This is a genomic window from Streptomyces sp. LaPpAH-108 (assembly GCF_000373625.1).
GTDB lineage: Bacteria > Actinomycetota > Actinomycetes > Streptomycetales > Streptomycetaceae > Streptomyces.
Genome location: NZ_KB891996.1, coordinates 317236 through 330370, shown reverse-complemented (window position 1 = coordinate 330370; position 13135 = coordinate 317236). Strand labels below are relative to the sequence as shown.

7 protein-coding genes are annotated in these 13135 nt (G+C 72.4%); 4 read left to right on the top strand and 3 right to left on the bottom strand.

All coding sequences use genetic code 11. From position 1 onward, the window contains the following. The first annotated feature begins 219 nt into the window (after nucleotides 1-219). Nucleotides 220-1137 (top strand): DUF3027 domain-containing protein, encoded by a 918-nt coding sequence (locus tag B079_RS0123650; RefSeq protein WP_018548326.1) that lies wholly within the window; start codon nucleotides 220-222, stop codon nucleotides 1135-1137. Between the two features lie 1001 nt (nucleotides 1138-2138). On the opposite strand, the gene B079_RS32630 is transcribed toward B079_RS0123650, so the two are convergent. Beyond that, nucleotides 2139-2570 carry an ATP-binding protein gene (locus B079_RS32630; RefSeq protein ID WP_018548325.1) on the bottom strand — a complete coding sequence of 144 codons (432 nt, stop codon included), beginning with the start codon at nucleotides 2568-2570 and terminating at the stop codon, nucleotides 2139-2141. A gap of 233 nt (nucleotides 2571-2803) precedes the next feature. Between B079_RS32630 and B079_RS0123640 the strand changes: the two genes are divergently transcribed. The 3 genes from B079_RS0123640 (at nucleotide 2804) to B079_RS0123630 (ending at nucleotide 8110) form a co-directional block, all read left to right on the top strand. Continuing rightward, nucleotides 2804-5944, top strand: a complete 3141-nt coding sequence (locus tag B079_RS0123640; protein ID WP_026249010.1) for a sacsin N-terminal ATP-binding-like domain-containing protein — start codon at nucleotides 2804-2806, stop codon at nucleotides 5942-5944. 160 nt (nucleotides 5945-6104) lie between these two features. Further along, on the top strand, nucleotides 6105-7013 hold the full coding sequence (locus tag B079_RS0123635; RefSeq protein WP_018548323.1) for a hypothetical protein: 909 nt from the start codon (nucleotides 6105-6107) through the stop codon (nucleotides 7011-7013). A 275-nt stretch (nucleotides 7014-7288) separates the two neighbouring features. After that, the gene (locus tag B079_RS0123630) at nucleotides 7289-8110 is read left to right on the top strand and encodes a hypothetical protein (protein WP_026249009.1); all 822 of its coding nucleotides are present in this window, start codon (nucleotides 7289-7291) and stop codon (nucleotides 8108-8110) included. Nucleotides 8111-8135: 25 nt separating this feature from the next. Here B079_RS0123630 and B079_RS0123625 read toward each other — a convergent pair whose 3' ends face one another. After that, a complete protein-coding gene (locus tag B079_RS0123625) occupies nucleotides 8136-10532 on the bottom strand; it encodes an HAD-IC family P-type ATPase (RefSeq protein ID WP_018548321.1) in 2397 nt (798 codons plus the stop codon). Between the two features lie 135 nt (nucleotides 10533-10667). Then, nucleotides 10668-12989, bottom strand: coding sequence for a GH92 family glycosyl hydrolase (locus B079_RS0123620; RefSeq protein ID WP_018548320.1), 2322 nt, complete (start codon nucleotides 12987-12989; stop codon nucleotides 10668-10670). Nucleotides 12990-13135 lie beyond the last annotated feature (146 nt).

Genomic DNA, 13135 nt, shown 5'->3' with positions numbered 1-13135 from the left:
TCGCCGGTGAGCGCGGAACCCGCCGAACCGCAGCGGACTGTCCCCCACCACGGGCGACGGGGTAGCGTGCGTATCTCAGCCATAACGCAGAATGGATGGCAGAGGTGCGCCCGCGCGTGATCGGACGCGGACGTCGATGCGGCCCACAGGTCCGCTCCGTCCGCTTCACCGCCGGAGGGCATCCGCACTCGTAGACGGCGTAGGAGAGAAGCGATACCTGTGAGCGCAGCGACCACGCGAAGCCGCACCCCCGACCGCCTGTGCGCCGAGGCGATCGACCTCGCACGCGCCGCAGCGGAGGAGGCGGCCGCACCCGGCGTGGTCGGCGAGCACATCGGGATGACGGCGGAGGGTGACCGGGTGGTCACCCACTTCTTCGAGTGCAAGGAACCGGGCTACCGGGGCTGGCGCTGGGCCGCCACCGTCGCCCGCGCCTCCCGTGCCAAGCTCGTCACCCTCGACGAGGTCGTGCTGCTGCCCGGCCCGGACGCCATCCTCGCGCCCGAATGGGTGCCGTGGAGCGAGCGGCTGCGCCCCGGCGACCTCGGCCCCGGCGACCTGCTCCCCACCGAGGAGGGCGACCTCCGCCTGGAGCCCGGCTTCAGCGGCGAGGAGGAGCCCCCGCCGAACTCCGTGGTCGCCAAGGGCATCGCGGAACTCGCCGAGGAGGAGGACGCCGACGTCACCCCCGGCAGCCCCGCCGAACAGCCGACGGTGCCCGCGCGCGGCTCCATCGCGGCGGTCGCCGAGGAGATCGGGATGCGCCGCGCCCGCGTGCTCTCCCGCTACGGGCTGCATGTCGCCGCCGACCGCTGGGAAGAGGCGTTCGGCCCCAAGTCCGCGATGGCCCAGGCGGCCCCCGCCACCTGCGCCACCTGCGGTTTCCTCAACCCCATCGGCGGCTCCCTCGGCCAGGCCTTCGGTGTCTGCGCCAACGAGTTCTCCCCGGCCGACGGCCGTGTCGTCTCCCTCGCCTACGGCTGCGGCGCCCACTCCGAGGCCGCCGTCATGCCCACCCCGCCCCGCCCCGCCGAACCGGTCGTCGACGAAACCCGCCTCGACCCCTTCCCCCTCCGCCCCACGGGCTCCGTCCCGGAAACGAGCGACGAGGAAACGGCGGAACTGGGCCACGCGTAGTCCCTCCGGGGGTTCGCCGGGTACGTCGGTGGCCCGGGGGCGGTGGAGTACGGGGGCTCGACTCGGGGTGACTTGGCGGCTTGGTGGCCCGGGCCTGTAGGGCGGCTCGGGGTGACTTGGCGGCTCGGCTGCTTGGGCCTGGCGGAGCGCGGTGGCTCGACTTGGGGCGGTTACGGCGGTTCGGGGTGGCTCGGGTCTGGTGCGGTAGGGCGGCTGGGGGTGACTGGCGGCTCGGCTGCCTGGGTCCGGCGGAGCGTGGCGGCCCGGCTCGGGGCGGCTACGACGGCTGGGGGCGGCTACGGCGGTTTTGGTCCCGGGCCTGGTGCGGTAGGGCGGCTGGGGGGCTTGGCGGTTTGGCTGTCTGGGCCGGGCGGAGCGCGGCGGCTCGGCTCGGGGCGGCTACGGCGGCTCGGGGCGGTTCGGCTGCTTGGGTCCGGCGGAGCGTGGCGGCCCGGCTCAGGGTGGCTCCGCGGTTTGGTGGCTCGGGCCTGGCGTGCGGTAGGGCGGCTGGGGGTGGCTTGGCGGTTTGGCTGTCTGGGCCCGGCGGAGCGCGGCGGTCCGGCTCGGGGTGGCTATGGGGGTTCGGGCTCGGTGGGTACGGCGTTTCCGGGTGCGGGGACGATGTCGGCTCGGCTCGGAGGGGTTGAGGTGGTTCGGGTTCGGGTAGGTCGGTCGTCCGGCTCGGCAGGTCACGGCGGTGCCGCCCGGGCTTGATCGGGGCGGTTGCGTCCCGGGCGGGCCAGGGCTGCCGGGCTCGGCGGAGCTGCCGTGCCGGACACACGGTGGCGCCCGTCTGAGGCCCCGCTTCTGAGGCCGTGGCAGCACAAGCGCGCGGGCCCGCCGCATCCGCCCTGGCCGCGCAGTGGCGCGTGGGCCAGCCGCATCCGCCTTGGCCGCGCAGTGGCGCGCGGGCCCGCCATATTCGCCTTGGCCGCGCAGCGGCGCGCGGGCTCGGCACGCCATGGCGCCCGTCTCCGCGGGGAAACCGGCACCCCTGTCGGTCAGCGTAGGAAGTCCAGTGGGCCGATGATCCGGAGGCGGCGGCCTCGGGTGATGTTCGGTGGGGTCGTGAGGGTGAGTTCCGTCCAGACTGTCTTGCAGGGGGAGAAGGAGTCCGTCGTACCCCAGCGGGCGGCGAGGGCGTCGACCAGCTGGAGGCCGTAGCCCTCGCCGAGGCGCGGCTGGGAGTCGGTGCGGGTGTCGGTCAGTTCGATGCGGAGGTTTTCACCGATGACGAGCATGGTGAGCTGGAAGTAGCGGTCGGGCGCACGGCCGTGGGTCGCGGCGTTCTTGGCGAGTTCGGCGACGACGAGCGGGCCGTTGTCCGGCGGCAGCCCCCAGGCGCGCAGTTGCTCGGTGGCCAGCAGCCGCGCGAGTCGCGCCCCACGGGGCGTGGCGGACAAGGTCACGCGGAAATGCGGGATGTACGGCATGTTTTCGTCGATCACGCCGCCCAGCGTGGCCCCGCCCGCCGACGGGGAACAGCCACGCTGTCGATACGTACGGTGACTGTCCGGGCGCTGTCCGGCGGTGTCCGGACTGTCGGGGCCACCCCACCGGCCCGTACCTCGCCCCCACCCGCGGACGCACCCCCGCGTACGCCGCGACCGGCCCACCCCCGCCCTCGCTGTACCTTCGACCTCACGCCGATGAGGAGAGTGTGATCGTGAGCAAGTACGTGCGGCCGGCGGCCGAGGGCGCCGACCCCTTCGGTACCGCCCGGCTCCGCCGCGGTGTCCTCGACGCCTGGGCCGCCAGTCCCGCCCGGTTCCGCGAGGACGCCAACGCCGAGGAGGACCTCGCCCTCGGCGGCTACCGGGACCGCCTCGTGGTCGAGCTGGCCCAGAACGCCGCCGACGCCGCCGCCCGCGCCCACGTCCCCGGCCGCCTCCGCCTCACCCTCCGGGACAACGTGCTGATCGCCGCCAACACCGGCGCCCCCCTCGACGCGGTCGGCGTCGAGTCCCTGTCCACCCTGCGCGCCTCCGCGAAGCGCGACCGGGACGACGAGCACGGGACCGCCGGCACGGTCGGCCGCTACGGCGTCGGCTTCTCCGCCGTCCTGGCCGTCACCGACGAGCCCGCGATCGTCGGACGCCACGGCGGCGTCCGCTGGTCGCTGGCCGAGGCCCGCGAGCTGGCCGACCAGACCGCCCGGCACAGCCCAGGGCTCGGCGACGAGGTGCGCCGCCGCGACGGCCACGTACCCCTGCTGCGCCTGCCGTTCGCCGCCGAGGGCACCGCCCCCGACCCGTACGACACCGCCGTGATCCTCCCGCTGCGCGACCCGGCCGCCGCCGGGCTCGCCGAGCGGCTGCTCGACGCCGTGGACGACGCCCTGCTACTGGCTCTGCCGGGCCTGGCGGAGGTCGTGGTCGAGATCGAGGGGGAGACGCCCCGCACCCTGCGCCGGACCACCGACGGCCCCGTCACCCTCGTGGAGGACTCCCGCGAGGGCCGCACCCGCTGGCGCACCGCCACCGCGCACGGCCCCCTCACCGCGGACCTGCTCGCGGACCGCCCCGTCGAGGAACGCCTGCGCCCGCACTGGTCGGTGACCTGGGCCGTGCCCGAGGACGCCGAAGGCCGCCCGTTCCGCCCCCGCACCAGCCCCGTCCTGCACGCCCCCACCCCCAGCGACGAACCCCTCGGCATCCCCGCCCTGCTCATCGCGTCGTTCCCGCTGGACACCACCCGACGGCACGCCGCCCCCGGCCCGCTCACCGACTTCCTGGTCCAGCGCGCCGCCGACACCTACGCCGAACTCCTCGCCGCCTGGCGCCCGGTGACCGAGAGCGCTATCGACCTCGTACCCGGCCCGCTCGGCAAGGGCGAACTGGACGGCGCGCTGCGGCAGGCCGTGCTCGACCGGCTGCCGCGCACCGCGTTCCTGCCCCCGGCCCTCGCGCCGGGCGAGGACGACGACCTGCCCGAGGCGCTGCGCCCGAGGGACGCCGAGATCGTGGAGGGCGCGGGCGCCGAGACCGTACGGGTCCTCGCCGAGGTGCTGCCCACCCTGCTCCCCGCGGGACTTGAGCGCCGCCCCGAACTGCGCGCGCTCGGCGTCGCCCGGCTGCCGCTCGCCGACGCCGTCGACCGGCTCGCCGGTCTGGAGAAGGACCCCGAGTGGTGGTGGCGGCTCTACGACAGCCTCGCCGGGATCGACCCCGACCGGCTCTCCGGGCTGCCCGTGCCGCTCGCCGGGACGGGGCGGACCACCATCGGCCCCCGCCAGGTGCTGCTGCCCACCCCGGACACCGCCGCCGTCGACCCCGACGTGCTCGGCCGTCTCGGCCTCAAGGTCGCCCACGCGGACGCCGCGCACCCGCTCCTGGAGAAGCTGGGCGCGCTGCCCGCGACCCCGCGCGCGGTGCTCACCACCCCGCAGGTACGGGCCGCCGTGGCCGCCTCGCTGGACGACGACGGCGGGGCGCTGTGGGAGGAGGACGTGCCCGACGCGGAGGAACTGGCCGACACCGTCCTGGCGTTGGTGCGCGACGCGGGCCTGGAGCCCGGCGACGAGCCCTGGCTCGGCGCGCTCGCCCTGCCCGACGAGGACGGCGAACTCGCCCCGGCCGGTGAACTCGTCCTGCCCGGCAGCCCGTTCGCCCGCGTCATCCGCGAGGGAGAACTGGCCGCCGTGGACGCCGACTTGGCCGAGCGATGGGGCCAGCAGCCGTTGACGGCCTGTGGGGTGCTGGCGGACTTCGCCCTCGTCCGCGCCACCGACGTCGTTCTCGACCCGGACGAACTGGAGCCCCGCGAGGGCGACTTCGCCGAGCCCGACGACGCCGGACTGCTCGACGCGGTGGACGTGTGGTGCGAGGACATTCTCGACCGCTTCCCGGACAGCCCCGTGCCGCCCGTCGCCACCGAACTCGTCGCCGTACGCGACCTGGACCTCGTGGACGACGACCACTGGCCCGAGGCCCTGGCCCTGCTCGCCCAGCCGCCGCTGCGCGACGCCCTCACCCAGCCGGTGCGCGTCCTGCTGCCCGACGGCACGCACGAGGTCGTACGGCCGTACACCGCCTGGTGGTTGCGCGGGCACCCGGTGCTCGACGGCCGCCGCCCGGCCGGACTGCTCGCGGCGGGCGGCGACCCGCTGCTGCGCGGGCTGTACGACGAGGCGGACGCCACCGGCTTCGAGGACGAGCAGGTGCTGCGCGCCCTCGGCGTCCGCACCTCGGTGGCTGCCCTCCTGGACGAGCCCGGTGGCGCGGCCGAACTCCTCGACCGCCTGGCCGATCCCGACCGCCCGGTCAGCCCGTCCCAACTGCACGGTCTCTACAGCGCGTTGGCCGATCTCGACCCGGAGCAGGTGACGCTGCCGGACGAGGTGCGCGCGGTGACCGACGGCCGCGTGACCGTCGTGGACGCGCGGGACGCGGTGGTCGTCGACTCGCCCGACCTGCTGCCCTTCACCTCCGGTGTGCCGCTGCTGCCGGTACGCCCCGCGCGCGCGGCGGAGCTGGCCGAGCTGTTCCAGGTGCGGCGGCTGAGCGAGTCCGTCACGGGCGCGGTGGACTCCGAGGGCGCCGAGCACGACGTGCCGGACGCGGTGCGGGTGCTGCTCGGGGCGCGCACCCCGGCGCGGTACGTCGAGCACGACGAACTCGTCGTGGACGGCGTGGAGATCGACTGGCGGCTCACCGACGACGGCGTGCTGCACGCGGCGACCCTGGAGGGCGTCGCGGCGGGGCTCGCGTGGGCGGCGGGCCAGTGGCCGCGGCGGTTCGAGGTGGCGGCGCTCCTCGAGGACCCGTCGCGGACGGAGGAGCTGGCGCGGGACCGCTGGTTCGACTGAAGCGGAACTGGATCTTCACCGATTCACTGCAGAATCCTCAACATCCGTACAACCATTCGCCTCAGGCGTATGTCTGATCGGGTGAGCCAACAGGCTCCCCAGATCTCCGGGCTCCGGGATGCCAGCGCGTCCTGGAGCCCCATTACGCAGGGGAACGCACATGCGCATTCGCGCCACCGTGGCCGCCGTCACCGGCGCCGTGGCCCTCTCTGCCTTCGCCGGCACGGCCGCGCACGCCGTCGGCAACGACTCCGGGTACCGTGCCGAGGTCGTCAAGCTCCTCCAGGCCGCCCACAACGACGCGGGCAAGCGGGGTGTCAAGGCCGCGCCGGGCGACGGCGACATCGTCCCGCTGGACGCGTCCTTCTCCAACTTCAAGATCGCTTCGTCGGTCAAGGTGGGCACCACCAACCACGTCGCCGTCACCGCCACGTACACGCTGACCCACGGCGCGGACGTGGACATCAAGTCCGACGCCTTCGCCACCGGCCCGTACATCTACAAGGGCTCCTTCGACGAGCCGGACAACTGGGCCTTCGGCGACCTGCCCGCCACCTGCAAGGCGGTCACGGACACGACCGCCACCTGCACGGGCAAGATCGACCTCTACCCCGGTGACGGCGAGCTGTTCAACTCCGACGCCGGTAGCTGGAAGGGTGCCGCGCTCGCCCTCAACATCGACGAGAGCGACCCGGAGAACGGCGATGTCGCCATGGCGGACAAGGGCGGCCTCGGCAAGATCTCGGTCCTGCGCAACTCCCGCCTGACCACCAACGCCTCCCCGGAGCCGGTCAAGAAGGGCAAGACTCTCACGGTCACCGGCGCCCTGACCCGCGCCAACTGGGAGGACAACAAGTACCACGGCTACACCAAGCAGTCGGTGCAGCTGCAGTACAAGAAGAAGGGCGCCGCCGGCTACACCACGCTGAAGACCGTCACCTCGGACTCCAAGGGCAACCTGAAGACCACGGTCAAGGCCTCCGCCGACGGCTACTTCCGCTACAACTTCGCCGGCACCTCCACCACCCCGGCGATCGCCTCGACGTCCGACTTCGTCGACGTGAAGTAAGCACCACCGCAAAGCAGTTCCCCCCGGCCCCGAAGGCACCCAGCCTCCGGGGCCGGAGGCATGCCCGCAGCCCCGCTGCCCACCTTCGCGGAGCTGGTCCGCGGGTGGGGCTTGACCTGGGGATCAAGGTCTCTTGACCTGCGGGCTGACCTGGCAATACGTCGGCAAAATCGGGTCCTTGAGGGCGCTCGGCGTACAACTCGGCGCGGGTGTCATGGATCTGATCACCCGAGTCGACCGACTCACCGAACTCTTCTCCCTCCTAGGGAACACACATGCGCATTCGTGCCTCTGTGGCCGCCGTCACCGGCGCCCTGGCGCTGTCCGCCTTCGTCGCGCCCGCCGCGCACGCGGACCCCATGCCGTACACCCTCAACGTCGGCTTCTCGAACCTGAAGATCGCCTCGTCGATGAAGGCCGGGACGACGAACGAGGTCAGCACGACCTACACGTACACCCTCACGTACGGCTCGGGCGTCGACATCAAGGCGTCCGACTTCTACACCGACGCCTATCTCTACCGCGGCTCCCTGGACGACCCGTCCGCCACCGTCGAGGGCGACGACCCGGCCACCTGCGCGGTCACCACCGCGGGCACCGCGACCTGCACCGGCACCGTCGACGTGTACCCCAAGGACGGCGGTCTGCTGAACGCCGACGCGGGCAAGTGGTCCGTGGCCGCCGAGGCCACCGCCTTCAACGGCCAGAACCCGGACAAGCCCGACTGGAGCAAGGTCGGCTTCAACGAGAAGGCGGGCCTGGCCACCACCAGCCTGCTGCGCTACTCCAAGCTCACCGTCAACGCCTCCCCGGAGCCGGTCAAGAAGGGCAAGACCCTCACGGTCACCGGCGCCCTGACCCGCGCCAACTGGGAGGACCACAAGTACCACGGCTACACCGGCCAGTCCGTCCAGCTTCAGTTCAAGAAGAAGGGCGCGACCAGCTACACCACCGTCAAGACGGTGACCTCGGACTCCAAGGGCAACCTGAAGACCACCGTCACCGCCGCGAGCGACGGCTACTGGCGCTACAGCTTCGCCGGTACCTCCACCACCCCCTCGGTCAGCGCGACCGGCGACTACGTGGACGTGCGGTAAGCCCCGTAGGTGAGCACGGCCCCGCCTAGGCGGGGAAGCGGCGGTCGACCCATCTCCACATGAGTTCGAGGACGGCCGCCGCCACCGCCGCGATCCCCACCGCGGCCCACGGCATCGTGTTCCCCACCAGCCGCAGCGCGAAGAAGTCCTGCAGCCAGGGCACGATCAGCACGAACAGGAACGCGACCCCCATCGCCGCCACCAGCGCGACCCGCCACCACGTGTAGGGCCGCGCGATGATGGCGAGCACCCACATGGAGATCAGGAACAGGGTCAGCGTCGCCGCACTGGTCTCGGCCGACAGCGCCCCCGCGCCCGTGTAATGGTGCCGGGCGAGCAGATACGTCGCGAACGTCGCGAGCCCCGCCACCAGGCCGCCCGGTATCGAGTACCGCATCACCCGGCGCACGAAGTGCGGTCGCGCCCGCTCCGTGTTCGGCGCGAGGGCCAGGAAGAAGGCCGGGATGCCGATGGTGAGCGTGGACAGCAGGGTCAGATGCCGGGGCAGGAACGGGTACTCCACCTGCCAGCACACCACCAGCAGCGCGAGCAGCACCGAGTACACGGTCTTGACCAGGAACAGCGTCGCCACCCGGGTGATGTTGCCGATCACCCGGCGGCCCTCCGCGACCACCGAGGGCAGCGTCGCGAAGCTGTTGTTCAGCAGCACGATCTGCGCCACCGCCCGCGTCGCCTCCGAGCCGGAGCCCATCGAGACACCGATGTCGGCGTCCTTGAGCGCCAGCACGTCGTTCACCCCGTCGCCGGTCATCGCGACCGTGTGCCCCTCCGACTGGAGCGCGCCGACCATCTCCCGCTTCTGGCGCGGGGTGACCCGCCCGAACACCGTCGCCCGGTCCATCGCCTGGGCCATCTCCGGCAGCTCGGCGGGCAGCTTCCGCGCGTCCACCGCCGCGCCCTTCAGCCCCAGCTTGTGCGCGACCGCGCCCACCGACACCGCGTTGTCCCCGGAAATGATCTTGGTGTGGACGTGCTGGTCGGCGAAGTAGCGCAGGGTGTCGGCCGCGTCCGGGCGCAGCCGCTGCTCCAGCACCACCAGGGCGACGGGATGTGCGCCCTCGGCGGGCTCGGGCGCGTCCAGCCCCTGGGCGGCGCGGGCGAGGAGCAGCACCCGCAGCCCCTGCTCGTTCAGCCGTGAGGTCTCCGCCAGCGCCGGGTCGTCCGCGCCGAGCAGCACGTCCGGGGCGCCCAGCAGCCAGGTGCTCACCTGGCCGTCGCCCTCGCTGAACGCGGCCCCGCTGTACTTGCGCGCCGAGGAGAAGGGCAGCGACTCCACGCACCGCCACTCCTCGCTGTCCGGATAGGCGTCGATGATCGCCTGGAGGGAGGCGTTGGGGTGCGGGTCGGACTCCCCGAGGGCGCCGAGCACCTTGCGCGCGTGCTCCTCGTCGGCGCCGTCCAGCATCCGGAGCGCGGACACGTCCATCCCGCCCTCGGTGAGCGTGCCGGTCTTGTCCAGGCACACCGTGTCCACCCGGGCCAGCCCCTCGATCGCGGGCAGCTCCTGCACCAGGCACTGCTTGCGGCCGAGCCGGATCACACCGATGGCGAAGGCCACCGAGGTGAGCAGCACCAGCCCCTCCGGGACCATCGGGATGATCCCGCCGATGGTGCGCGCGATGGAGCCCTTGAAGTCGTTGCTCTTCACCACCAGCTGGGTGACGATCAGGCCGAGCGCGGCCGGGATCATCATCCACGTCACGTACTTGAGGATCGTGGAGATGCCGGTGCGCAGCTCGGAGTGGACCAGGGTGAACCGGGACGCCTCCTCCGCGAGCTGTGCCGCGTACGCCTCGCGGCCGACCTTGGTCGCGGTGAAGGCGCCGCCGCCCGCGACCACGAAGCTGCCGGAGAGCAACCGGTCACCGGTGTGCTTGAGGACCGGGTCCGCCTCGCCGGTGAGCAGCGACTCGTCGATCTCCAGACCGTCGGCCTCGGCGCACACCCCGTCGACCACGATCTTGTCGCCGGGTCCGATCTCCACCAGGTCGTCCAGCACGATCGCGTTGGTCGGCACCTCGACGGATCTGCCGTCCCGGCGCACGGTCGGCCGGGCCTCCCCGATCACCGCGAGCGAGTCCAGCGTCTTCTTCGCCCGCCACTCCTGCACGATGCCGATGCCGGTGTTGGCGAGGATCACGAAGCCGAACAGGCTGTCCTGGATGGGCGCGACGAACAGCGTGACGATCCACAGCACGCCGATGATCGCGTTGAACCGGGTGAACACGTTCGCCCGCACGATCTCGGAGAGGGAGCGGCTGCTGCGCACCGGTACGTCGTTGACCTGACCGCGTGCCACCCGCTCCGCGACCTGTGCGCGGGTCAGTCCCGCCGAGCGGGTGCCGGGCGGCGCGACCGGGTGCACGGGGTCCAGTCCGGCGCCCGCGTCGATATGCGTCATGCCTCGACGTTACGTGCGGACGGCCCGGATCACCTGCCGAGTGGCCGGAAATAGGGGACGACTCAGGGGCGCCCCCGACGTGAACCGAGGGTGCCCCTGAATCCGTACCAGGGCGAGTCGCGGCGCCCCGCCCCGTCAGCGCAGCGCGGGCGGTGCCGCCGCCGCGTCCGTGCCCCAGTCCGAGGGCTCGGACCCCACCGTGAAGGCCAGCGAGCGGTGCGCCCGCAGATCGGCGGTGGTCAGATAGGTCCGCCCGTAGGCGGCGCCGTCGAGCCGGGCCGACCGGATGTAGCGGGCGTCGGCCGAGGTGCCGGGCGCGCTGATGGTGAGCCTGCCGTGCGGGAACCAGCGGCGGTCCAGGGTGAGGTCGACCCGGTCGAAGACCGGCGTGGACAGACCCCAGGTGTCGTAGCCCGGCTGGACCGGGAAGACGCCGATGGACGACAGCACGTTCCACGCGGACATCGTGCCGAGATCGTCATTGCCCGTCATTCCGGTCGGGCCATCGGTGAACAGGGTGAGCGCCGCGTGCACCACGTCGGTGGTCTTCCACGGCTGGCCGGTGGAGAGATAGGTGTAGGGGGCGATGAGGTCGGGCTCGTTCTGCGGGTTGTACTTGTCCGCGTTGTAGTAGTCGTACGGCCCGTTCACCCAGGTCTCCCGCGCCGTCTTCGCCGGGTCCTTCAGCAGGTCGGCGTAGGCGAAGAAGGAGTCGAGGCGGTCGTTGGCGGCCTGCTTGCCGCCGATCAGGTCCACCATCCCGGGCAGGTCCTGCGGCACGAGCCACTGGTACTGCCACGAGGTGCCCTCGTGGAAGCCCTCGCTCTGCGCCGGGTCGGCAGGCCCCGTGAAGGCACCCGAGGCGTCCCGGGCCCGGAAGAAGCCGGTCGACGCGTCGAAGACCCGGCGGTAGTTCTGGGCGCGGGCGGCATACCGGGCCGCGTCGGTGCGGTGCCCCAGGTCACGGGCCATCTGGGCGAGCATCGCGTCGGAGAGCGCGTACTCCAGCGTGGCCGAGGCGCCGTGGTCGTAGTCGGAGTCGCCGGGTTTGGCGTGCGGGCGGTCCTTGACGTACGGGGCGAAGCCGTCGGCGATGTACTCCTTGTTCGCCTCGCGCCCGACGGCGGGGGAGTCGGCCGGGGGCACGCCGTCGGCGTTCTTCTTCAGCGCCTTGTACGCCCGCTCCTCGTACCCCTTGAGCAGCCCCTGCTGGTAGGCGTTGGTGAGGAACGGGGTGACCGGGTCGCCGGTCATGATGTTCGTCTCGACCGTGCCGTAGCCCCACTTGGGCAGCCAGCCGCTCTCCTCGTCGATGTGCACGACGGAGATCGCCATGTCCCGTGCCTCGCGCGGTGCGAGCAGGGACAGCAACTGGGACTGGGTGCGGTAGGTGTCCCACAGGGACCAGTTCTGGTAGTAGGTGAAGCCCTGGGCGCGGTGGACCTTCTGGTCCCAGCCGGTGTAGCGGCCGTCCGTGTCGCTGCCGATGTTCGGCGCGAGGAACGAGCGGTACAGCGAGGAGTAGAAGGTGCGGCGCAGGGTGTCGTCCCCGCCCTGGACCCGCACGTCGTCCAGCCGGTCCTCCCAGGCCCGCCGGGCGGCCGTACGCACCGTGTCGAAGGAACGGCCGCCCTCCGCGCGCAGGTTGAGCGCCGCCCCGCGCGCGTCCACGTAGGACAGCGCGGTGGTCGCCTCGACGGTGCGGTCCTCGGTGGTGTCGAAGCGGACGTACGCCCCGTCCGCGCCCGTCTTCGCGCCGTCGGTGACCGTGGAGCCGGTCCAGGTGCCGTGGGCGGTGAAGGGGCGGTCGAAGCGCGTGATCGTGTACAGGGTGTACGGGACGGTGTCCTGGCAGAAGCCGCGCCCGGTGAGCGTCGTGCGCAGGGTGTGGTCGTCCAGGATCTCCACCTTGGTGGCGACGCGGCTGTGCAGCGACTGGGCCGCGTTGACCAGCACGTTGGCCTTGGTGGTGGCCGGGAAGGTGTAGCGCTGCACGCCGGTGCGGGCGGTCGCGGTCAGCTCGGCCTGGATGCCGCTGTCCAGCCCGACGCGGTAGTAGCCGGGGCTCGCGCTCTCGTCGTCGTGGCTGAACTTCGCGGCATAGCGCGCGTAGTCGGTGGTGGTGACGTCACCGGTGGTGGGCAGGACAGGCAGATCGCCGCCCAGGCCGCAGCCCACGCCCGAGAGGTGGACCAGGGAGAAGCCTCTGATGTGGTCCTGGGCGTAGTCGTAGCCGGTGTTGTGGCCGGTGTCGGGGGAGAGCTGCACCATGCCGAAGGGCACGGCGGCGCCCGGGTAGGTGTTGCCCTCGTTCTGGGTGCCGATGAACGGGTTGACGAGATCGGTCAGCCGGGTGCCTGCGGGCGGGCCGGACTGGGCGGAGGCGGGGGCGGTCAGCAGCGCGGTCGCCGCCAGCGTCCCGGCCAGGCACAGCCCGATATGCCGTGTCCATGTCATTCGAACCTCTGGGGAAGCGGGCCGGACTTGCTCGGGGAGGAGCGAGGCAACGTTGTCAGCGGTGCGGAACAACGTTGTCATCGGACAGCAGTGGGCATGACAACACGGAATCCGCATTCCGTCCAGGGGTCTCGCACGAGGGTTCT